General features: G+C 44.1%; 21 protein-coding genes. 11 read left to right on the top strand and 10 right to left on the bottom strand.

The genetic code is table 11. The features are described from left to right. Window positions 1-120: 120 nt before the first annotated feature. The 5 genes from V1225_RS07205 to V1225_RS07225 all read right to left on the bottom strand — a co-directional run bounded on the left by V1225_RS07205 (window position 121) and on the right by V1225_RS07225 (window position 5,687). Window positions 121-3,117, bottom strand: a complete 2,997-nt coding sequence (locus V1225_RS07205; protein WP_338548119.1) for an FtsX-like permease family protein — start codon at window positions 3,115-3,117, stop codon at window positions 121-123. Between the two features lie 12 nt (window positions 3,118-3,129). Further along, window positions 3,130-3,834 carry an ABC transporter ATP-binding protein gene (locus V1225_RS07210; protein ID WP_160202708.1) on the bottom strand — a complete coding sequence of 235 codons (705 nt, stop codon included), beginning with the start codon at window positions 3,832-3,834 and terminating at the stop codon, window positions 3,130-3,132. Between the two features lie 85 nt (window positions 3,835-3,919). Beyond that, a complete protein-coding gene (locus tag V1225_RS07215) occupies window positions 3,920-4,777 on the bottom strand; it encodes a DUF4097 family beta strand repeat-containing protein (protein ID WP_338548121.1) in 858 nt (285 codons plus the stop codon). Between the two features lie 3 nt (window positions 4,778-4,780). Next, a complete protein-coding gene (locus tag V1225_RS07220; protein WP_160202706.1) occupies window positions 4,781-5,374 on the bottom strand; it encodes a DUF1700 domain-containing protein in 594 nt (197 codons plus the stop codon). Next, window positions 5,367-5,687: a PadR family transcriptional regulator gene (locus tag V1225_RS07225; RefSeq protein ID WP_201759594.1), complete on the bottom strand. Its 321-nt coding sequence runs from the start codon at window positions 5,685-5,687 to the stop codon at window positions 5,367-5,369. Before V1225_RS07225 ends, V1225_RS07220 begins: the two co-directional genes overlap by 8 nt. A gap of 167 nt (window positions 5,688-5,854) precedes the next feature. Between V1225_RS07225 and V1225_RS07230 the strand changes: the two genes are divergently transcribed. Together V1225_RS07230 and V1225_RS07235 are read left to right on the top strand one after the other, a co-directional pair. Next, a complete protein-coding gene (locus V1225_RS07230; protein WP_161908252.1) occupies window positions 5,855-6,550 on the top strand; it encodes a DNA alkylation repair protein in 696 nt (231 codons plus the stop codon). A gap of 11 nt (window positions 6,551-6,561) precedes the next feature. Continuing rightward, on the top strand, window positions 6,562-7,386 hold the full coding sequence (locus tag V1225_RS07235; RefSeq protein ID WP_161908251.1) for a metallophosphoesterase: 825 nt from the start codon (window positions 6,562-6,564) through the stop codon (window positions 7,384-7,386). A 390-nt stretch (window positions 7,387-7,776) separates the two neighbouring features. On the opposite strand, the gene V1225_RS07240 is transcribed toward V1225_RS07235, so the two are convergent. From V1225_RS07240 to V1225_RS07255, 4 genes are all read right to left on the bottom strand, one after another. After that, on the bottom strand, window positions 7,777-9,135 hold the full coding sequence (locus V1225_RS07240) for a PFL family protein (RefSeq protein WP_160202703.1): 1,359 nt from the start codon (window positions 9,133-9,135) through the stop codon (window positions 7,777-7,779). Window positions 9,136-9,156: 21 nt separating this feature from the next. Beyond that, window positions 9,157-9,432, bottom strand: a complete 276-nt coding sequence (locus tag V1225_RS07245) for an ACT domain-containing protein (RefSeq protein WP_160202702.1) — start codon at window positions 9,430-9,432, stop codon at window positions 9,157-9,159. Continuing rightward, window positions 9,433-10,473: a radical SAM protein gene (locus V1225_RS07250; protein WP_160202701.1), complete on the bottom strand. Its 1,041-nt coding sequence runs from the start codon at window positions 10,471-10,473 to the stop codon at window positions 9,433-9,435. It lies immediately after the preceding gene. 561 nt (window positions 10,474-11,034) lie between these two features. Continuing rightward, window positions 11,035-11,682, bottom strand: coding sequence for a DUF6873 family GME fold protein (locus V1225_RS07255; protein WP_160202700.1), 648 nt, complete (start codon window positions 11,680-11,682; stop codon window positions 11,035-11,037). 128 nt (window positions 11,683-11,810) lie between these two features. On the opposite strand from V1225_RS07255, the gene V1225_RS07260 reads away from it, so the two are divergent. The 7 genes from V1225_RS07260 to V1225_RS07290 all read left to right on the top strand — a co-directional run bounded on the left by V1225_RS07260 (window position 11,811) and on the right by V1225_RS07290 (window position 18,343). Beyond that, window positions 11,811-13,178, top strand: coding sequence for an MATE family efflux transporter (locus V1225_RS07260; protein WP_160202699.1), 1,368 nt, complete (start codon window positions 11,811-11,813; stop codon window positions 13,176-13,178). Between the two features lie 7 nt (window positions 13,179-13,185). Beyond that, a complete protein-coding gene (locus V1225_RS07265) occupies window positions 13,186-13,857 on the top strand; it encodes a uracil-DNA glycosylase (protein WP_160202698.1) in 672 nt (223 codons plus the stop codon). A gap of 270 nt (window positions 13,858-14,127) precedes the next feature. Continuing rightward, window positions 14,128-15,537, top strand: a complete 1,410-nt coding sequence (locus tag V1225_RS07270) for an RNA-binding domain-containing protein (protein ID WP_251612679.1) — start codon at window positions 14,128-14,130, stop codon at window positions 15,535-15,537. A 26-nt stretch (window positions 15,538-15,563) separates the two neighbouring features. Continuing rightward, on the top strand, window positions 15,564-15,785 hold the full coding sequence (locus tag V1225_RS07275; protein ID WP_160202696.1) for a hypothetical protein: 222 nt from the start codon (window positions 15,564-15,566) through the stop codon (window positions 15,783-15,785). A gap of 3 nt (window positions 15,786-15,788) precedes the next feature. Continuing rightward, a complete protein-coding gene (locus V1225_RS07280) occupies window positions 15,789-16,580 on the top strand; it encodes an SDR family oxidoreductase (protein ID WP_160202695.1) in 792 nt (263 codons plus the stop codon). Window positions 16,581-16,593: 13 nt separating this feature from the next. After that, window positions 16,594-17,181 carry a stage II sporulation protein M gene (locus V1225_RS07285; protein WP_338548130.1) on the top strand — a complete coding sequence of 196 codons (588 nt, stop codon included), beginning with the start codon at window positions 16,594-16,596 and terminating at the stop codon, window positions 17,179-17,181. 16 nt (window positions 17,182-17,197) lie between these two features. Next, window positions 17,198-18,343, top strand: a complete 1,146-nt coding sequence (locus V1225_RS07290) for an SAM-dependent methyltransferase (protein ID WP_338548132.1) — start codon at window positions 17,198-17,200, stop codon at window positions 18,341-18,343. A 4-nt stretch (window positions 18,344-18,347) separates the two neighbouring features. On the opposite strand, the gene V1225_RS07295 is transcribed toward V1225_RS07290, so the two are convergent. Beyond that, on the bottom strand, window positions 18,348-18,890 hold the full coding sequence (locus V1225_RS07295; RefSeq protein ID WP_160202692.1) for an N-acetylmuramoyl-L-alanine amidase: 543 nt from the start codon (window positions 18,888-18,890) through the stop codon (window positions 18,348-18,350). A gap of 203 nt (window positions 18,891-19,093) precedes the next feature. Between V1225_RS07295 and typA the strand changes: the two genes are divergently transcribed. Both typA and V1225_RS07305 read left to right on the top strand, forming a co-directional pair. Beyond that, window positions 19,094-20,965, top strand: coding sequence for a translational GTPase TypA (typA, locus tag V1225_RS07300; protein ID WP_160202691.1), 1,872 nt, complete (start codon window positions 19,094-19,096; stop codon window positions 20,963-20,965). A 3-nt stretch (window positions 20,966-20,968) separates the two neighbouring features. Next, on the top strand, window positions 20,969-21,751 hold the full coding sequence (locus V1225_RS07305; RefSeq protein ID WP_160202690.1) for a mechanosensitive ion channel family protein: 783 nt from the start codon (window positions 20,969-20,971) through the stop codon (window positions 21,749-21,751). Window positions 21,752-21,768: the final 17 nt, after the last annotated feature.

The following is a 21,768-nucleotide window of genomic DNA, read 5'->3' on the forward strand; positions in this document are numbered from 1 at the left end:
CGCGTTTGTTGACTACAGAAAAAAGTTTTCTTATTTTTGGCGAAATTGCCTTTTAAGAAAACTTTTTTTCTGTCGTGGATAATTGTGCAAGTATGCAAATACGCAGCGAAGCATGATGTTTTATTCGATGGATTTTAGTGATTCAGTCATGCTGATTTTCTCCAGCTTATAGTACATGGCGAGACTGACTATTGTGGCAAAGGCAAATGTAAGAATCACGGCAAGTACGTAGCTGAGCGGTGCGATTCGCACGTCGAAGCAAATTAAATCCACTTGGATTTGGCTCATGACAAAAGCATGGAGTACTTTCCCCAGAATAAGTCCTACGAGGGCACTGATTCCTGTCAGGAAAAAGTTTTCGCGGAACACATAGGCAGAGGTTTCACCAGGATAAAAGCCCAGCACTTTGATGGTAGCGATTTCCCGAATTCGCTCTGTAATGTTAATGTTGGTTAAGTTGTAAAGCACGATAAACGCCAGTGCGCCAGCGCTGAGGATAACCAACAGAATAACGTAGTCCAGACTTTCCATCATGTTTTCTACGCGGATTCTGAAATCGTGGTTGATAGAAACTGCAGCTACATAGGAATCATTTAGGACGCTGGCGGAAGAACTGTAGATATGCGCGGTGTTATCGCCCGTATCTGCATTTGAGCCGTCTGCAGCAGAATCAGAAGCGGCATAAACCAGCGCAGCTTTTATTTCCGGAAGACCGCCCCAGTCATTTTCTACAGCCTTCGGTGAAATATAGATGTAGTTTTGCACGTAATTTTCGCAGACGGCGCTGACGGTAAGATGAACTTCCTTTCCATCTTTGTTTCGCAGAATAAAATCGCTGCCTGGCGAAAGATTATAGGTGTTAGCCAGCTTTCTGCAGATAACCGCTTCCTTTTGGCTCGGGTAGGAAATTGGATTACCGGCGTTATCATGAAGCCTTATGAAATCACCAAAGTCAGAACTGTCTGCTGCAATCAAGTTGACCGATTTTATAGCGTCCTCTGTCACTAGGTCGGCACTGCTTAGGTGGAGATAAATCAGCTTGTCTATAGAAGAAGCATTTTTTTCAGAAAAGCGCTGTTGGCGAGTTTCTGTCATTTCCTTATTAAATGTGATGCTGTAATCGTATACCTGAATTTCGTCGTACTGATAGTCAGCGAAGTTTCGCACAGAATCGCTGACGCCGAGACCTGTCAGAAGCAGGGCAGTACAGCCGCTGATACCCAGTACCATCATGAAAAAACGCTTTTTGTAGCGGAAAATATTTCTAAACGATACCTTATAGAGAAAGCTCAGCTTATTCCAGAGGAAAGGAATTCTCTCCAGAAGAATTCTCTTTCCATTTTTCGGGGCTTTGGGGCGAATCAGCTGGGCAGGCACTTCTCTGAACTCTGCATAGCAGGAGAACAGGGTAGTCCCCATGGAACACAGCAGAGAAACTGCAAGAGCAGAGGCTGCCAGCGGTTTATCGACGATATAGACAAGGTCTGCGCTGAAATCGTACATCATGCCGTAGGCGTGCCAGATGATAATCGGGAAGATGTAACAGCAGGAGAAGAAGCCGATGATACAGCCAATTAAAGCGGCACTTCCCGAATAGAACATATATTTTTCGATGACCGCGCCGTTACTGTAGCCTAAAGCTTTCAGAACGCCAATCTGGGTTCGCTGTTCATCAATCATCCTTGTCATGGTAGTCATACACACAAGGGCTGCTACCAGAAAAAAGAAAATCGGAAAGATTTTTGCGATTCCATCGATAATACCGGAGTCATTTTCGAAACAGGCGTAGCCGATGTTGGTATTTCTGTCCAGCACATATGTGTCAGGTGTTTCGATGTCTTCGATTTCTTTTTCGGCATCGGCAAGTTCTATTCGTGCATCTTTAAATTCCGCATCTGCTTTTGCAAACTTTTCATCTGCTTCCGCTTTGCCTTTATAGTAGGCGGTGAAGCCGTCTTCGATTTCTTTTTCGGACTTGGAAAGCTTCTTTCTGCCTTCGCTTATTTGCGTAAAACCTGTTTTAATTTCTTTTAGATTCTTTTGCAGTTCTTTTTCGGCAGCAGAAAGCTGCGCTTCGGTCTGTGCAGCCTGTTCCGGTGGCAGATAAGCTTTATTTGCTTCAAATTCTTCTCGTTTTTTTGCGGTTTCAGCAAGCCCTTGTTCTACCTTAGCCTGATTATCTTTGAGGCGTTTTTCCTGCTTGTTTAAGTTCTCTTTGTTTTTGGCAATTTCGGCTCTGCCGTCTGTCAACTTCTGATAGGTACTGGCAAGTTCTCGCTGGGCATCAGCTTTTTCGTTCTGATATTTCTTGTAGTTTTTGTCATATTCTTTCTGAGCTTCTGTAAGCTCTTTGCGTGCCTCTGTCACGATAGCGTCATAGCGGCGGTCTGCTTGTATGTCAACCTGTGTCTGTACGGCATCCTCCGTTCTTGAGATGAGATCTTTGTATGCACTGGTGTAAATGGGAAAATTTTCAACAAGGGACAGGTAAATTTCAGTGTAATAGTCCGTATCAAAACCTCCGTCTCCGAGGTAGGCAAAACCGGAAACGGATCCATTTCCAAGAGCGGTGGAGCCCCTTTCAAAATTCAGGTAAATGGGGGAAACACAGGTTCCCACAACGGTATAGGTGTCATGGGTCAGCATGTCCAGTGTGTCATCTTCGTTATCCTTGGACAAATGGATTACAGAGCCTATGGGATCTTCATCGAGGAGGTTGTAGTCGATAATGCATTCATTTGCAGCTTTTGGCATGCGACCGCTTTTTAGAGTTAAGGTATTGATATTCTCAGGCAGGGAATGCAGTTTCAGCACTTGGTCGGTTTTTACATTATCAGTATGATAAAGCACGTCACAGCTGATAGAGCCCTCGGCGTTTTTTACGTCTTTAAGGGCTGCCATAGCAGTGACATCCTCTTCTTCGAAACCCAGTGAGTTCATGACCTGATAGTCGAAAAAATTGTTTGCATCAAGATAGTTTCCTGCTGTGGCAATCATGGCTTGCCGGGTGACCTTTAGTCCGGAAAAAAAGCCTACGCCCAGAGCGACGATGGCGAGAATGGCAAGATAGCGACCAAGACTTGATTTGATTTCTCTAAATGTAGATTTCTTTAGCATGGGCGACCTCTCTTACCATTCGATATCTTCAACAGGAACAATATGTTGATTCTTTTCTTCAGAAAAAACGGTGCCGTTTTTGATATGAATAATCCTGTCAGCCATGGCAGTTAGCGCGGAGTTGTGCGTGATAATAACGACGGTCATGCCATTTTTTCTGCTGGTATCCTGTAGCAGTTTTAAAATAGCTTTGCCGGTGTTATAGTCAAGAGCTCCCGTGGGCTCATCGCAGAGGAGCAGCTTTGGATTTTTTGCAAGGGCGCGAGCGATGGCGACACGCTGCTGTTCACCACCGGAAAGCTGGGCAGGGAAGTTGTTCATTCTGTGACCGAGTCCCACTTCCGCCATAACGGTGCGGGCATCCAGCGGATTTTTACAAATCTGGGTTGCCAGCGAGACATTTTCGAGGGCGGTCAGATTCTGTACCAGATTGTAGAACTGGAACACAAATCCTATGTCATGGCGGCGATAGGCAGTCAGCTGTTTCTTGTCGAACTTTGAAATATCGGTACCATCTAAGATGACGGAGCCCCCGCTCAAGGTGTCCATACCGCCTAAAATATTCAAAAGGGTGGTCTTTCCTGCACCGGAAGCGCCAACGATGACGCAGATTTCACCTTTTTCTATTTCAAAGGTAGCGTCCTTCAGTGCTTCGATGGAAACCTCTCCCATATGATATACTTTTTTTACCTGATTGAATGCTACAAATGCGCACATAAAAAAGCCCTCCCCAGCAATTAAAATACTTAAAAATATTTTAACATAATTCCCGGGAAGGGTCAAAGAAGATTGGAAGAATTTCCTAAAGTTTCAGTTTTTTTATGGTCATGTCTCCGCTGGTGGAAGAAAATTCAAAGGAAGCTTTGCCGCTGCCGATGATGAATTCGTCTTCATCCTTAAAATTGATGTCAAATTCACTGTGGAAATTGCCGCTGATGGTGTCAAAGTCACAATCCAGACTAGGCTTTTTTGGAAGATACACAACACAGTCACCGCTGATTGTGTACATTTCAAAGGAAGAAGGACAATGCGACAGCTTTAAATCCATGGAGCCGGAGGTAGAATCGAAGGTGATGTCATCAGCCAGCAGGAGATTCCCCGTTAAGTTTCCGGAAATGGTATCAATAGACAGCGCCTGCGCCGCGATATTTTCCAGATAGATGTCGGAAGATATTGCGTCAACGTCCAGTTCCTGCAAACTTTCCGCTATATTTTTGGGAACTTTTATCTCCAACGCTTTAATTGGGAGATTATCATCATTATCGGAGAAGGAAAAACCGATATAGTAGTTGGATTTGCAGTATTCGACTTGAAGAACGCCGTGCTTAATCCGGTAGCGAAGGCAGTATTCATCGTCTAACTCTTTGTTTGAGGATTCGGTTAAAATGATGTCATCGCCGTCGTAAGGGGTGACGGAAATATCGCCGTCAATCCAGTCGATACTGATGGAACGAATGGAAGATGCGGAGATGTGATATGTATTGTCATTTTCAAAAGTATTATCGTAGTGAACTTTTTTAAAACCTACAAAACGCCAGAGGTCGCTCTCCATAATATTTGTTAGAGAACCGCCGCAGATTAGACCGATAATGGACAGAATGAGACCGAAAGAAATCAGACCTGCAGAGGCAAGTAGGATAATTTTTGTACTGTGTTTCATCTATTACACCTCCTGTTTGATGAACAGACTCTTTATCTGCCCATAGATATAGCGTGAGAATTGAGTAAGGTAGACTGCGGCAGCCTTTGCGGCAAGAATGCCCAGAAGGCACAGACCAACAAAGATAAAGCTGAAGCCGATGGTGAGCAGCACATAACCGATACCACTGCTTGTTAGCGTAAATGCTTTAAATAGCAGTATAATCCCAGCAAATCCAATGGATATGACTACTGCGAAGATAGCAATGATGACTGCTGCGATGACGATAAAGATAGAGCCGATGACTGCAATGAACGCAAATAGCAGGGGCACCCAGAGAGGAGAACCGATGACAGCCAGGATAATGGCGGTTGTTGTCCATCCTTTCTTTGGTGTAGCTTTTGCTTTTACTAGATGAGACAGGGAAGCTTCCCTAAGAATTTGCTGTGCAAGCAGATTTACATCGCCAAAACTGGCAACTGCAGCCTCTTCACTGACACCGTCTTCGACCATATCGTCGATGAGCTCAGCATAATAATCAAGTCGTTTCTGTGTCTCCTGTGGCGGAAGTTGGGTCAGCCTGATTCGCAGCTGGTGCAGAAAGATTTCTTTATTCATGTTCTAATCCCTCCTTGATGTATCGATAAATAATTTCAATTTCTTCCCAGCCGGTAAGGAATTCTCTGATCTGGGTTTTGCCGGTTTCTGTCAGTTTGTACATTTTGCGAAGACGACTGTTGTGCTCTACGGTGTAGACCATCAGGCAGTCAGATGCTTCCAGTCTCCTCAAAATGGGATATAAAGTGGATTCTGACAGTTTGATATAGTCGGATAAATCCTTGATGATTTTGTATCCGTAGGAATCGCCTCGGCTGAGTACTGACAGTACGCAGACGTCGAGGAGTCCCTTTTTCATCTGTGGGTTAATCATGGATTATACCCCCTTTCGTGTAATACTATACAATGCGTAGTACTATCTGTCAAGAGGTATAATCGGATTTAAGAAAATTGTAAGAGATTTATGAGAAAGATATGCGATGACATTACAGTGGATTGATGATATACTGGAAGAAATTTATAAGAGAAAGGTAACTGAAAATGAAGCAAATTGAAGAACAATTATTTGCATTGCAAGATTTGAAATATAGGGATTTTCACGCAAGGCTCATGCCGGGTTATGAGAAGGAGAACATCATCGGCGTACGTACTCCGGCTCTCAGAAAGCTGGCAAAGGAACTTGCAAAGAAGATGGCAGCAGATCAGAAGATTGCCGCATTCCTGACAGAATTACCGCATAAATATTATGAAGAAAACAATCTTCACGCATTTCTCATCGAACAGATTGCAAAGGATTTTGATACAGCGCTTTCCATGACAGAGGAATTTTTGCCTTATATCGATAACTGGGCGACCTGCGACAGCTTTACGCCGAAGGCATTTAAGAAGGATTTAAACAGGCTTTATAACAAGACTTTGGAATGGATGAAAAGTGCGGATACTTATACGGTACGATATGGGATTGTAACTCAGCTGCAGCTATTTCTGGATGATGAATTCAGACCGGAAATGCTGGAAATTTTAGCACAGATACACAGAGACGACTATTATATCAACATGGCAATTGCTTGGTATTACAGCTTTGCTCTGATTAAGCAGTATGACAGCACTGTCGGGCTTTTTGAAGGACAGACGCTGGACAAATGGATTCATAACAAATCACTGCAAAAAGCGATTGAAAGCTATAGAATTGACAAGGAGACGAAAGACTACCTGCGCAGTCTGAAACGAAAATGAATGAAATAAAAGTGAAGAGACGAAGAAAACATCATGGCTGCCTGCACTTTATTCTGTACTGCCTGATTCTGGCAGGAATCTGGTACTATGGCACTTTTACGCTTACAACGACGGAAGTGACCATCGAGAGTGAAAAAATACAAGATGAAGTGACCATCGTACAGATTACGGATTTGCATGGGTGGAAATTCGGTGAGGACAACAAGTGGCTGATAGAAGCAGTTAAGACAGCGAAACCAGACTTTATCGTGTCAACGGGAGATATGTTTTCTGCAGGCGACAGTCGGGGAGCGGAGGTGGCAGAACAGCTGCTTTCTGATCTTGCAGAAGAATATCCGGTTTATGCAGTAAATGGGGAACACGACAATGATTCAGAGTTCGAGGAGAGACTTTCTAAGGCAGGAGTAGAGGTGATCCGATATGAAAGTCGTGATATTGAGATAGGGAAAACCAGCCTGCGCCTTTATGGAATTGATAATGTCTACTATTCCGACGCCTTCGACTTGCATAATGAATTCACACTGGATGAGAGCCGATACAATATTCTGGCGGCCCATATCAGCAATTCTAAAGCCTTTTCTGATTTTGGCGTGGATTTAGCGATGTGCGGAGATACTCACGGCGGACAGGTACGGCTGCCCTTTGTCGGCGGGCTGAACAACAGGGGAACATGGTTTCCGGAACTTGCCGGCGGCGAACCTTTTTATACCAAGGGTCTTTACGAAATGGACGCTATGAAGCTCTTTATTTGCGGGGGCCTCGGCAGCAGTCCGGTGCCGGTGCGGTTTCTTAACCGGCCGGAAATTGCGGTAATCCATTTAACGCCGGGGGACTGAGATTCATATTAAAATAACAACCCTATCCTTCCTCGGAGCAAAGCTTCAGGTGGGTATGGCAAATGAACAAAATGTATCATTGGTACCTTTAGGCGATTTTTGCAAAAAAGGTACTAAACCCTCAGAATAATTTTTCCTATTATATGGAAATCAAGGAATAAACTTTCGTATAATGGAATATTTGCATGAAAATATTCCGTTGAAAAACAGAAAGGTACAATAAATTTTGGTCCATTTGCTCAAAACCTTTTAGTTAGCATGAAACAACTCCTAATTTTTGATACCTTTTTTGCAAAAAAACGGAATAGGTACGAAAATTCAATGGAAAATAAAAACCTGCCGGGCAAATGAAAAAGCCGGACAGGTTTTTTTAATACTAATTTCCTAATGTTAATTCTTCAAGCTCTGTAGCGGTGCAGGGATTCTGCCGCCGCGGTGAATCATCTTGGCAGGGGATTGGCTACGCAGAGGCATAACCGGTCCGTAGCCCAACAGTCCGCCGAAGTCAAGTTCGTCGCCTTCAGAAAGTCCAATGGCAGGAATGACTCTGACCGCAGTTGTTTTGGAGTTGACCATACCGATGGCTGCTTCATCTGCAATGATTGCGGAAATGACTTCGCTGGCAGTGTCTCCTGGAATTACGATCATGTCAAGACCTACAGAGCAGACAGCAGTCATAGCTTCCAGTTTTTCGATGGAAAGTACGCCGTTTCTGGCAGCTGCGATCATGCCTGCGTCTTCGCTGACTGGAATGAAAGCACCGGAAAGCCCGCCGACACTGGAGGATGCCATTACGCCGCCTTTTTTAACCGCGTCGTTGAGCATAGCAAGGGCAGCTGTTGTGCCGTGAGCGCCGCACTGCTCCAGTCCGATTTCTTCTAAGATGTGGGCGACAGAATCGCCAACGGCAGGAGTCGGCGCCAGAGAAAGGTCTACAATTCCAAATGGAACACCGAGCATTTCAGCTGCTTCCATACCGACAAGCTGACCCATACGAGTAATCTTAAATGCTGTTTTCTTGATGGCTTCGGCGATTACGTTAAGCGGTGCATCATCCGGCATCTTTGATAAGACGGAACGCACAACGCCTGGACCTGAAACACCGACGCTGAGTACGCAGTCGGCTTCTCCTACGCCGTGGAAAGCGCCTGCCATAAACGGATTATCTTCAACGGCATTGCAAAATACTACCAGCTTGGCAGCACCAATGCACTGTCTATCTTTCGTCAGTTCAGATGCCTGTCGTACTTTTTCGCCCATGAGTCTAACTGCGTCCATGTTGATTCCGGCTTTAGTAGAACCTACGTTGACGGAAGAACAAACCAGTTCGGTCTCTGCAAGAGCGCGAGGAATTGCCTCAATCAGCTCTCTGTCGCCAGCGCTGAAGCCTTTCTGCACCAGAGCGGAAAAGCCACCGATAAAGTTCACGCCTACCTCGTGGGCAACTTTGTCCAGCGTTTTTGCGTATTTTACGGGATCGCCGCCGGAAACGCCCACCAACATGGAAATAGGGGTAACAGAAATTCGTTTATTTACGATAGGAATACCGTATTTTTTTTCAATGGATTCGCCGGTCTTGACCAGGTCTTTGGCAAGGCGGAGAATTTTGTTGTAAACCTTTTCGCAGGACTTATCGATATCGCTGTCAGCGCAGTCGATTAAGGAAATGCCCATGGTGATGGTTCTGATATCTAAGTTTTCTTCCTGAATCATGGTAATGGTTTCCATGATATCGCTCATATTCAGCATATTCTTATATCCCTCCTTCCATTAAATTCTGTGCATGGAGTTAAAGATATTCTCGTGCATGACATGAACCTGCATAGCAGGAACTGCTTCAGCGATAGACTTCTGCAGCTCATCGATTGAAAGGGAAGTTTCGGTAATGTCAATAATCATAACCATACAGAAAAAACTGTCCAGTACGGACTGGGTTACCTCGATTACGTTTGCGTTAGCATTTGCACAGGCAGTGGAAACCTTGGCGAGGATTCCTACCATGTCTTTTCCTATGACTGTAACTACAGCTTTTGATGTTTCTTTCATTTATTTATCTCCTTTAATATTAATTTCAAATTGATGGTCGCAAAGTGCGTCATTGACCTTATATAAAATTCGCAGGTTCGGGTATTTCTCTCGGAAATACGCCTTGTTGCAGCCGCAGTGTCCTACCATATTTGAGAAGTTTTTACCGTTTGCGTAAAAGTCTACCTTCACAGTCTCGCTTTGCGGAAGCATTGTCTCCAATAAAAGCGCTTCCAGCGCCTCTTTTGCCAGTTCGCTTAAGACCAGCTGGCGGAAAGCGGGGTGATAAGTTTCGCTGTTGATATCGCCGTCTTCGTTTATGATATCTGTGCTTTTCAGCCCGACGCGAATGATGTTGATACCGGCGTTTGTGAGGATTTTGTACATTTCTTTGGTGCGAAGCACCGCTTCTTCCTGTGTCAGCGGTATGTATTGACCGCAAAGATACTGGTCGTAAAGGGCGGTATCCCGTATCACCACCGTCGGATAAAGCCGTGCAATGGAGGGACTGATTTTAACAGTCTCTTTTGCCGAAAAAATACAGCGGTCGAGGGAATCTCCCGGAAGCCCGATCATCAGCTGGATCCCCAGTTCAAAACCGTAGTCCTTGATCAGCTGAGCGCTTTTGTATACGATGGCGCTGTCGTGCCCTCTTCCAGAAAGTTTTAGAACTTCGTCATCAAAGGACTGAACACCCAGTTCAATGACATCTGCGCCGTAGGCTTTCAGATTGTCTAAAATATGTTCGTTGATGTAGTCCGGTCTTGTGGACAGGTGGATTTTGTGAATTCTACCCGCATCCTTGTAGCGTTTGGCGACAGCGAGATAGGCAGACTGTTCCTCTATTGGAATCCCCGTAAAACTGCCGCCGAAGAAAGCGATTTCAATCGTTTCTGTGCCAGCAGGTTCCAGTGTTGAGAGCCAGGTTTCGATAGTGCTTACAACATCTTCCTCTGTCGGCGCATGCTGCCTTGCTGTAATCTTTTTCTGATTGCAGAAAATACAGTCGTTGGGACAGCCTTTATGAGGGATGAAGATGGGGATAATGGCATGCTTTTTCACTTTCTTTCACCTCCATTACATGAAGTCCTAGCCTGGTTTCTGCCTGAAGTCGATGGCAGGTCAAACGCCAGAAAATCCAAAATCTTTGATTTTGTGATTTCTACGGTGCGCATCCTTCCGCATTTTTTGATATCTCCGGAATATACTGCAAGGTTTGCAAATTGTATTTGCTCTCTTGTTTGTTTTTGTGTATTGACAAATTCCTATTATTTAAGGTTTTTTGTCAATAAATGAAGCATATTCTTGATTGGAAACCCGATATTTTACACAAATATTGACAGGATTGACAAAAATCAAGAAATTTGTCAATTTTGTCATGGTTTTTTGTTGAAAACATTGACTAAATTGACAAAATAATGGAAATCTGTCAATTTTGTCAAAGTAATGCATTAAAATGATGAAAAAATTGATTCTTTTCTTTGCATTTGTTGACAAAAATACAAAAAACCAAGAAATTTGTCAACGTCTGAACCCAGAGCGGCGGCATAGCCAGGAACCCAGCCTTGCGTAGCGAAAGCCAGTCCGTCTCAGCGCAATCTCAGCGCAAAGCAGCCCGCATGCTCATAAAATCGACCCGATATCGGTCAGCTTAAACTGCGGAAACCATTTGCAGGCAAGTCCACGCTTTTCGATAAAATCCAAGATGGAAGAAAAATCCGGGTGCCCGAACAAATCGCCGTGGAAGATGATTTCTTTGCCGACTCTTCCACTAGCGCCTCCAATGAAGCCGGTATCGTAGCCGTCAAGGCGAACAAATCCAGGGGCAACCCGAAGTACGGAAATATCCGGATACTGGCTGCAAGCCTTGATAATTCCCTCATCGTAGGTGATAATAGAGGTTTCATCCACGATAACCGTGCTGCATTTGGTGTAGCCCTGATGAACATCGATAAGAACCATGCCCATTTCCTTGGCTGCGAGAAGCAGTTTTTCGTTGGTCAGGGAAAGGTTGTGAATAAAATATTTGCCGGTGCAGGCAGCATTAAAACTTACATCAGCAGGATAATCTTTGCCTAGGTCTTCTGCAGCAGCGAAAAAAATAGGCGAATTGGTTTCAACGCCCATTTTACACAGAAAAGTGTCGGGATGACTGGAAATTGCCTTATCGACAATGCCATCTGATGTTACAAATTCCAAACTGTAACCCAGTGTTTCTAAGTATTCTTTTAGTCTGACATTTGCGTCTTTTGAAATATATATCTTATTCATGAAACTATTCTAACATGAAAAAAGAAAGAAAAAAAGAGGAGATTGTTTTTTCTTTGCATAACCTCTTGACTTTATGCCTGAAAATGTGTTTACATGAAAGTAACGCTTTAGAGGAAAGGAGATATCAAATGGAAAAAAATAACACTTTAATGACATCGGGCACAATCTGGAAGGAAATCCTCCTTTTTTCAATTCCGCTGATTTTAGGGAATCTGTTTCAGCAGCTTTATAATATTGTGGACTCTGTAATTGTAGGCAACATCGTAGGAAGTCAGGCGCTGGCAGCAGTAGGTGCAAGCGGCGCTATCATTCAGCTTCTTATCGGATTTTGTATTGGTGCTTCGGCAGGTGCGGGAGTAATGACCTCTCAGGCTTATGGTGCGCAGAATAAAGATGGTGTGTTTAAGGCAATTCATACTACCTTGGCAATTGCCATCTGCGCAGGCATTATTTTGTCAGTCGTAGGATTTCTGACTACACCATGGATTCTTCGCTGGATGAATACGCCGGAAGAGGTGTTTGCAGATGCAAAGGCATACCTGCAGATTTTCTTTGCGGGGCATTTTTTTGCAGTCATTTATAACATGCTGGCGGGTATTTTAAATGCCGTAGGAAACTCCAGACGTGCACTGATTTACCTGATTATTGCGGCGGTATCTAATACTATTTTGGATATTATCTTTGTTGCAGTACTTAAAATGGGGGTAGTGGGGGCGGCTATTGCGACAGATATTGCGCAGGCTATTTCCTGTTTCTTTATTCTGCGGTTTTTGCGGCGCACCAATGAAATGTATAAACTGCACTTCAAAGCGATTCGCTTTTACGACAATTTACTGGCAAAGATTGTAAAAATTGGTCTGCCAACAGGTGTACAAAACATTGTAATTTCACTGTCCAATGTCATCGTACAGTCCAGTGTCAACAGTTTTGGTGCTACAGTTATGGCGTCTTATGCAGCATTTAACAGAGTAGACGGCTTTATTCTGCTGCCGGTTTTAAGTATCAGCATGGCAGCAACGACCTTCTGCGGACAGAACTTCGGTGCGCAGAAGGTTGACCGAATCAAGCATGGTATGAAAACGTCCATCGGCATGGGTACTGCTTATGCATTGGTTGCAGGTGCTGTGATGCTGGTCTTTGGTCCATACATTATTCGGATTTTCACTGGCGAGCAGGCGGTTATCGAGACAGGCATTTATATGATGAAGTATATGTATCCATTCTACTGGGTTTTAGCGATTCTGCAGATTGCCATCGGCGCAATTCGCGGTGTCGGAAGAACTTTTGAGGGTATGGTCATTTCCATCTTCTCGTTGTGCGTTTGCAGGGTAATTTGGATTAAAGCCAGTCTCAGCTTTGCGCATCAGCTGAATTTGCTGATTCTAGGATATCCAATTACATGGATGATTGGTGCTGTTATGATGCTGATTTATATTAAAAAGGGCAGATGGCTCAGATATGAAGAAATGGGTCTTGAAAACCCGCAGAAGGGATGAAATCATTATGGTAAATATAGGAAATCACTGGGACGAAATATTAGCAGGAGAATTTGAAAAAGAATATTATCAAAAGCTGCGGCAGTTTCTAATTGCGGAGTACAGGAGCAAAACTATTTATCCGGATATGCATGACATCTTCAATGCGCTAAAGTATACAGACTATGATGATGTCAAGGTGGTGATTTTGGGTCAGGACCCTTATCATGGTCCGGGGCAGGCTCACGGCATGTCCTTTTCCGTACGGCCGGGTATCAAACAGCCGCCTTCACTTGTGAACATTTTTAAGGAGTTAAAGGATGATTTGGGGCTCAATCCGCCGGATCACGGCTACCTTGTTAAATGGGCAGAGCAGGGGGTGCTGCTGCTTAATACATGTCTTACCGTACGTGAACATCAGCCTAATTCCCATAAAGGAAAGGGCTGGGAAATATTTACCGATCAGGTAATCAGGCTTCTCAACCAGAGAGAAAAACCTATGGTGTTCATTCTCTGGGGCGGTAATGCAAAATCAAAACAAAGCCTGATTACAAATTCGAATCATCTGATTCTGACTGGAGCTCATCCCAGCCCGCTGTCTGCGTATAACGGCTTTTACGGCGGACAGTATTTCTCAAAGGCTAACGCTTTTTTGGAAGACAGCGGGCAGAGTGCTATCGACTGGGATTTGAAGGAATAAACCAGGCCATCTTTATAGTCAAAAAGGTTGCGATAAAGCAACCTTTTTCTGTTGAAAATCGTTTTTTCTAATGCACTGAAAAGAAAAAATATTAGACTTATGCATAGAAAGCAGGAGTCTGTAGTCCTTGGCGACTTTATGGACTCTTGTTTTTCATTTGTTATAGAATTTTTTATTTCACAATCTTTCTTTTTCTTTCTTTTACGGTTGAATTTTTTGTTTTTTTGGTTATAATAAAAAGAAAGAAGTTATTGTAGGAGGGAAACTGAGATGAAGCGGATTGAAAATATAGACGTGGAATGGAAAGAAGTTTTCACAGGTGATATCAAGAAAGAAGTCATTGCCTTTGCCAATGCAGAAGGAGGCAGCATTTATATTGGAATCAGAAATGACGGAAGCGTAAGAGGGGTAGATGATTCGGATGCGGTGATGTTACAGGTTTCCAGTGCTCTTTCTGATGGGATTATGCCGGATGTCATGCCTTTTGTACAGATTAGAACCGTTGAGATAGAAGGAAAAGCAGTTGTTGAGATTGAAGTGCAGGTGGGAACTAGAAGACCGTATTATTTAAAGAGCAAGGGATTGCGACCTTCGGGGGTTTATATCAGGCAGGGCAGCGCCTGTTTGCCCGTTAGTGATGAGGGTATCAGAAAGCTGATACTGGACGGCAGCGGTAAATCTTATGAGGACAGTCGCAGTATGGAGCAGAATCTTACATTTTCTGTGTTAGAGGCTGAGATGCAGCAAAAAGAAATCGAGTTTGGCATATCCCAGATGAGAAATCTGCATTTGATTGGAGAGGACGGTCTTTACACCAACTTAGCGCAGCTCTTGTCGGATCAGTGTGAACACAGTATTAAAGTCGCAATTTTTCAGGGTAAGGAGAAGGAAGTTTTTCTTAGCAGGAAAGAATTTTCTGGTTCGCTTTTGAAGCAGTTGCGCAGTGTGTATGAACTGATTGATTTGAGTAATAAGACAAAGGCCACTTTTTCTGGATTAAACAGAATTGATCGGCGTGATTATCCAGAAGGTGCAGTCAGAGAGGCTTTGATCAACTGCATTGTACATCGGGATTATGCTTTCAGTGCAAGCACGCTGGTCAATATTTATGAGGATCGTGTAGAATTTATCTCTTTAGGTGGTCTGGTGCAGGGGTTATCCCTTGAAGCGATTCTTATAGGGGTTTCTCAATCAAGAAATCCTAATTTGGCTTCAATTTTTTATAGGATGGGCCTGATTGAAAGTTATGGTACAGGCATCAGCAAGATTATGCGGATGTATAGGGAAGAGCCGAAACAGCCAAAGATTGAGACAGCACAGGGCGCGTTTCGAGTAACACTTCCGAACCGCAATTCTGATGAGGATACAGTTTATGAAAAGAACCAAATCGGTGATGAAGCGCAGGAACTTGCTTTAGGGGGTATTAAGATGCCGGAAATCAGATACGTTTATGCATCTTCAGAAGGTGCGCCTATCCCTTATATCACAGAAGAGGAACGTATTTTACGCCATGTGAGAGCAAAGGGCTTTATTACCCGAAAAGAAACAGAGTCTCTTTTACAAATAAAAACTACAAAAGCTTACCAGCTATTGAGAAGACTTTGCGAGAAGGGGCTTCTGCGTGAGCATGGAAGCGGTCGAAATCGAATCTATATCGGGGTATATGGCGCTGAGCAATAAGAGAAGAATTGAAATGAGGTAGCAAGTTGAACAAGAAAATTAAAGATTTAATCATGGTTGTTGTGATTGCAGCGATAATTGCAGTCATAGATTTATTAGATGGGAGTTTGCAGTGGCGTATGGATGCAGGCGTGCTCTTCCTGATTCTACTTATCGTGTTCTGGATGAGAAGTCTGATTCGCACAAGAGGTGCACGCAAAGAGATTTATCGCAAACTGGAGTCAGATGATAAAAGGGAGATGAAATAACGTATGAAACATAGATGTGCAGTAGTGACCGGCGCGTCCAAGGGCATCGGCCTGGAAATCGCAAAGGCGTTGCTTGCAGATGGATACCAGGTCTTTGGGCTTGCAAGAAGCAGTGCAAATCTTTCTGAAATAGATTGGATTAGCTGCGATGTGACGAAAAGGGAAAGCGTGGCTGCTGCTTTTGAGAAAGTGCAGGAAAAGGCAGGTTGTATTGATCTGCTGGTTGTCAATGCAGGCATGGGGATTTCCGGTGCGGCGGAATTTACCAGCGAAAAGGATTATCGCAGACAATTTGAAGTCAATGTATTCGGTGCTATCGCCTGCGCACAGCAGGCGGCTTACCGGATGAGAGCGCAGGGTGGAGGAAAAATTATCTTTATTTCCTCTCTTGCGGCAATTTTTCCTATTCCGTTCCAGAGCTATTATGCAGCCAGCAAAGCCGGGGTGAATGCCTTTAGTGATGCACTAGGTATAGAAATGAAGCCTTTTGGTGTGGAAACTTGTACTGTCATGCTCAACGATGTGAAAACTGAGTTTACAGAAAATCGAGTAAAGACAGCAGAGGGCGATGATACTTATAAAGGAAGGATCGCAGCATCGGTTGCAAAGATGGAACAGTCTGAGCAAAACGGCATGAGCCCTGTGAAGGTGGCGGACACTGTATGCGCACTAGTTCGGCGAAAGAAACTTCCTGCGCACAAAATTGTCGGACTTTCTAATGAATTTCTGGGGCTTTTGTACAGAATTCTTCCAACTAATTCCATGCTGTGGATTCTGGCAAAGATTTACGGATAAACAGGAGATGCTTATGAGAGAAAAACTACTGAAAATGACCTTGGCTGTAGGAGTCGTGTTCATCGTGGTGACTGCAGTTTTTAGCTTTTATTTTTATGAAAACAGCCAAGATGCACAGAGTGCGCTGGCGCTTTATATGCCAAACGTAGAAGCTGTGACAGGAAAAGATGGAACACTTTCGCTTCTATCCCTTTTTCGCAGCAATCTTTTTGCTTGTGCTACCTGTGTAGGAATCGGATTCATCCCATTTATATTCCTACCTGCTTGGGCGCTGCTTTCCAATGCAATGATGATCGGCGCACTGCTGGGAATCGTGCAGGCAAGCGGTGCTGTCAGCCTGACCAAGATTATTATATTTGGACTTTTGCCTCACGGGATTTTTGAACTTCCAGCCTTTTTTCTTTCCATGGCTATGGGCATCTATCTTTGCAAAATCCTCACCATGAAAATTTTCGGAAAGGCAAGGGATGAAAAAATTCTACCTAAGCTCAATGGAATTGCTAAGGGTTTTGTGATGGTCGTAATACCGCTTTTGATTGTCGCAGCTGTACTTGAATGCTATTTGACGCCGCAGCTGATGAATCTGACAGGAATAAACTAGAGGAGAACTATAGAAAATGGAAACATTGCAGACACTGCTTAACGATATATTTTCAACGGGTGAATTGGTACGGATGATCTTTTCCGGCAAGCGCAAAAAATCACTTGCTTGTACAAAGGTCACCATCAGACCACTGAAGATTTCGGGAAAGTCGTGCTTTCAGGCAGAGCGTACCTTCGAAAAAAAGGTGACTCACGAGAATCTTTCGGAGTCGGAAGCGGCAGCTTTGGCGATGCGTCTTGTGCGAGAGGAATTTAAACAAGTAAACATTTTTACGCTTTCTGAGGATTTGCAAGTGCTGGCAGCAAAGCCGGAAAAGCCGAGAATTACCACAAAGCCTGCCACAAAAGGCATGCCAACCCTGGAACACAACAGAGAAAAGAGGCGGATTATTCCAGAAAAGACACCTTGCGACTTTTTGGTGCGACTTGGAGTTATGGACAAAGACGGAAATGTGATACAAAAACACTACAGCAAGTATAGACAGATTAACCGGTATCTGGAAATCGTGGAGGAGGTGTTTTCGTCTCTCCCAAAGGACAGGACGCTGCGAATCATTGACTTTGGCTGTGGCAAGGCTTATCTTACTTTTGCGCTTTATTACTACTTGAAAATTTTGAAAGAGCGGGATGTGGAAATTATCGGACTGGATCTGAAAGAGGATGTCATTCAGTTCTGCAGTAAAATTGCGGAAGATTTGCAATACGACGGACTGCAGTTCTTGCGGGGTGATATTGCAGACTACACCGCAGACTATGCGGATATGGTAGTGACGCTTCATGCTTGTGATACTGCTACAGATTATGCACTCATCAATGCAGTTTCTTGGAATACTAAGGTAATCTTGTCAGTGCCTTGCTGCCAGCATGAGCTGTTTTCTCAGATTAAGAGCGAAATCCATCAGCCTATGCTGAAACACGGAATTTTAAAAGACCGCCTGACAGAATACCTGACAGACGGTCTGCGCGGCCTTAAACTGGAAGCCTGCGGCTATGATGTAGCGATGATTGAATTTACCAGCCTTGCGCATACGGCAAGAAATATCATGATAAAGGCTGTAAAGAATGCAAATGCAGGAAGTAGCCGAGCAGAGAGAGCGCAGCGGCAGTATGAAGCGCTGCGTGACTTTTACCATGTAAATCCTACGATAGATCAGCTGTGAAGCATCAGGCCTCTACAAAAGGAACGCCGAGAATATCGGCGATGGAAAGTGCGAAGTTGCGTCCAATGGCGTTGATATTGTTTTTGATCCAGTTAGCGTCATCGACGTTATCATGGTAGGCGACCTCTACCAGAACGGCGGGAGCCTTTGTGCGGCGCAGTTCTGCCAGGGTGGTGGTTGGAACTGCAGTGACTAGAGACGGATTTGGATAGATCTGTTTTAGATTGTTTGCGGTAATTTCGGCAGCGCTTTTTCCGGCAGCGGAGTCTCTGTAATAATATACGTCGGGACCTTTGATAGCGCCGGCAAGATTGGGCGGTGCAGCGTTGGAGTGAATGGCAAAGTGCAGATCGTAGTTTCCGGCATTGGAATCGGCGATAGAGTTGCTCACCGTGCCGCCAGGATTGTTTCTGGAAAAAGTGATGCCGCTTGCTCTGAGATAAGGAATCATGGCATCGGTGATGAGATTGGCATAGTATTCCTCGGTACCGCCGTTTACAAAAAGGTTGTATTCCTGGGTTGAGGGGCTTAAAAAAACACTAGGCATAAGTAGTCCTCCTAAATTTAATCATACGTTATAGTATGCAAAAGAACGCCGGAAGGTGAACTGTAGTTGTATACACAAAAAATATAGATGAATATTATAAAAATTTAACAAAAAAATACAAAAACCTTGCACAAACTATTGAACAAGATGCGTTAACGTGGTAAAATTAATAAGTATTTTTTTCAAAAAAAGAAGGTAATGAAATGACAGACAAACAAAAGATAATTAATATAGCAGTCATCGCTCATGTCGATGCGGGAAAATCCACCCTGGTTGATGCGTTTCTCAATCAGAGCGGAGTATTTCGAGCAAACGAGGAAGTTGCTGACTGTGTTATGGATAGTGATGACATCGAAAGGGAAAGAGGCATTACCATCTATTCCAAGAACTGTTCTGTGATGCACGGTGATGTAAAGATTAATATTGTAGATACGCCGGGGCATGCGGACTTTTCTTCAGAAGTGGAACGTATTATGAAGACGGTGGATACGGTAATTTTGTTGGTGGATTCCAGCGAGGGACCGATGCCGCAGACCAGATTTGTACTGAGCAAATCTTTGGAACAGGGGCTGAATCCGATTTTATTCATTAATAAAATAGATAAAAAAGACGCAAGAATTGATGAGGTCGTGGATGAGGTTTATGAACTTTTCATGGATCTAAATGCAAACGATACACAGCTTGATTTTCCGATTCTTTACGGGATTGCAAGACAGGGGATTGCGGTTCGTGACCCGAAGGAGGCGGAGGGGCTTTCTGTAGAACAAGGTGATGTGAAAATGAAACACACGCCGGCAGGATTTGCAGGTCTTGACATTACGCCGCTTTTTGACACGATTATCGAGCACTGCGAGCCTTATGCTGATTTGCGAGAAGAACCGCTGCAGCTGCAGGTATCCACGCTGGCTTACGATGACTATATCGGAAGATTAGGCATCGGCAGAATCACGAGAGGTGTTTTGAAGGAAGGGCAGACTGTAGCCGTTGCAAAGGAAGACGGTCAGATTGTACAGAGAAAGGTCAATCAGGTCTTTGTATACAGAGGGCTTAAGCGGATAGCAGTGCCGCAGGCTGAGTGCGGTGATATTGTCGTAGTTTCCGGTATTGCAGATATTTCTATCGGTGAGACTATCTGCGATGTGGCAAAACCTGAGCCGATGGAGATGATTCACATCGAAGAACCGACTCTTTCTATGAATTTTATGGTAAACAAGTCGCCGTTTGCCGGAAAAGTTGGCAAATTTGTCACCTCAAGACATATCAGGGAAAGACTGAACAAGGAACTGGAGGTCAATGTAGGTCTGATGGTGGAGGATACAGATTCCACTGACAGTTTCAAAGTATCCGGCAGAGGGGAACTGCACCTTTCTATTCTTATTGAAAATATGAGAAGAGAAGGATATGAACTGGCGGTTTCCAAGCCGGAAGTGATTTACAGAAAAGATGAACAGGGTAAAAAGCTGGAGCCTATTGAAGAAGTGGTGCTCAGCGTGCCTGATGAATATACTGGAACAGTAATCTCTAAACTGAATCTCCGTAAAGGGATTATGGTGCAGATGACCGGCGAAAACGGCTATTCCAAGCTGGAATATCACGTGCCGACAAGAGGACTTTTAGGCTACCGCTCTGAATTTATCAACGACACCCACGGAGAGGGGACTATGGAGCGCAGATTCCTTACCTTTGAAGCATACAAGGGAGATATTGCAGGCAGAACCAACGGCGTTGCCATTGCCATTGAAGAGGGCGTATGCACTCCTTACGCACTGGCTAGTATCAGTGAGCGTGTGCAGATGTTTGTGGATCCAGGAACCAAAGTTTACGAAGGCATGATTGTAGGCATGAATTCCAGAAGTGATGACATGGAGGTAAACCCTTGCAAAGCGAAGAAAGCCACCAATATGCGTGCAGCGGGAAATGATGATGCTGTTAAACTTTCACCGCCGAGAACTTTCACTTTGGAAGAAGCGTTGGAATTTATTGCTGACGATGAATTGGTAGAAATTACACCGGATGATATCAGGCTGCGCAAAAAGCTGCTTCGCGAGATTGAAAGAAGAAGATCAGGGAGATAATATATGTCTCAAAAAAACATAGAACTTTTAATAGATCTTGGAACAACGCTGCTCGTCGTCCTACTTGGCTGGATTGCCATTCGCATTATTCTGCGGATTGAGAAAAAGGCACTGGAGCGATCCAATCTGGATGAAGCATTGTATTTATTTATTCTAAAATCTACCCGGATTATTCTGTGGATCGTACTAATCGTATCGGTGCTGCCGATGCTGGGAATTAGTCCGGCATCACTAGTTGCAGTGCTGGGCGCAGGCGGCGCTGCCATTGCGCTGGCTCTTAAGGACAGCCTCGGCAATGTGGCAGGCGGCATCATCATATTGATGAACAAACCTTTTAACAAAGATGATACCATAGAGGTAAGCGGAACTATAGGTGTGGTTGACGCCATCGACCTTTTGACAACGAAGCTGCATACCTTTGACAATAAAGTGGTGACCATTCCCAATGGGACCATTACCACATCAATTTTAACCAATTATTCCAGAGAACAGATGCGCAGAGTGGACTGTACCTTTGGCATCAGTTATCAGGCGGATATCGGAAAAGCAAAGGAAATCCTGCTTGCTGTTGCTGAGCGTTGTCCCAAGGCGCAAAAAGAACCGGAGTTTGTTATCGGTGTATCGTCCCATGGAGACCATGCGATTTTGATGGATTTGAAAGTTTGGTGTTCCACAGAGGACTATTTTGATGTAAAATATTATTTAGAGGAAAATGTAAAAATTGCTTTTGACCAGGCGGGTATTGAGATTCCTTATCCCCAGGTTGATATTCATATCATTCAATAGTTTTTTAAATTATTTTA

This window comes from Emergencia sp. JLR.KK010 (assembly GCF_037018265.1).
Classification (GTDB): Bacteria; Bacillota; Clostridia; order Peptostreptococcales; family Anaerovoracaceae; genus Senimuribacter; species Senimuribacter intestinalis.

Coding starts and splice junctions, on each gene's coding strand:
- V1225_RS07295 (WP_160202692.1), bottom strand. CDS start 18,890: ATGCCTAGTGTTTTTTTAAGCCCCTCAACCCAGGAATACAACCTTTTT.
- V1225_RS07285 (WP_338548130.1), top strand. CDS start 16,594: ATGAGAGAAAAACTACTGAAAATGACCTTGGCTGTAGGAGTCGTGTTC.
- V1225_RS07305 (WP_160202690.1), top strand. CDS start 20,969: ATGTCTCAAAAAAACATAGAACTTTTAATAGATCTTGGAACAACGCTG.
- V1225_RS07220 (WP_160202706.1), bottom strand. CDS start 5,374: ATGAATAAAGAAATCTTTCTGCACCAGCTGCGAATCAGGCTGACCCAA.
- V1225_RS07205 (WP_338548119.1), bottom strand. CDS start 3,117: ATGCTAAAGAAATCTACATTTAGAGAAATCAAATCAAGTCTTGGTCGC.
- V1225_RS07245 (WP_160202702.1), bottom strand. CDS start 9,432: ATGAAAGAAACATCAAAAGCTGTAGTTACAGTCATAGGAAAAGACATG.
- V1225_RS07290 (WP_338548132.1), top strand. CDS start 17,198: ATGGAAACATTGCAGACACTGCTTAACGATATATTTTCAACGGGTGAA.
- V1225_RS07240 (WP_160202703.1), bottom strand. CDS start 9,135: ATGCTGAATATGAGCGATATCATGGAAACCATTACCATGATTCAGGAA.
- V1225_RS07255 (WP_160202700.1), bottom strand. CDS start 11,682: ATGAATAAGATATATATTTCAAAAGACGCAAATGTCAGACTAAAAGAA.
- V1225_RS07260 (WP_160202699.1), top strand. CDS start 11,811: ATGGAAAAAAATAACACTTTAATGACATCGGGCACAATCTGGAAGGAA.
- V1225_RS07265 (WP_160202698.1), top strand. CDS start 13,186: ATGGTAAATATAGGAAATCACTGGGACGAAATATTAGCAGGAGAATTT.
- V1225_RS07210 (WP_160202708.1), bottom strand. CDS start 3,834: ATGTGCGCATTTGTAGCATTCAATCAGGTAAAAAAAGTATATCATATG.
- V1225_RS07270 (WP_251612679.1), top strand. CDS start 14,128: ATGAAGCGGATTGAAAATATAGACGTGGAATGGAAAGAAGTTTTCACA.
- typA (WP_160202691.1), top strand. CDS start 19,094: ATGACAGACAAACAAAAGATAATTAATATAGCAGTCATCGCTCATGTC.
- V1225_RS07215 (WP_338548121.1), bottom strand. CDS start 4,777: ATGAAACACAGTACAAAAATTATCCTACTTGCCTCTGCAGGTCTGATT.
- V1225_RS07230 (WP_161908252.1), top strand. CDS start 5,855: ATGAAGCAAATTGAAGAACAATTATTTGCATTGCAAGATTTGAAATAT.
- V1225_RS07225 (WP_201759594.1), bottom strand. CDS start 5,687: ATGATTAACCCACAGATGAAAAAGGGACTCCTCGACGTCTGCGTACTG.
- V1225_RS07280 (WP_160202695.1), top strand. CDS start 15,789: ATGAAACATAGATGTGCAGTAGTGACCGGCGCGTCCAAGGGCATCGGC.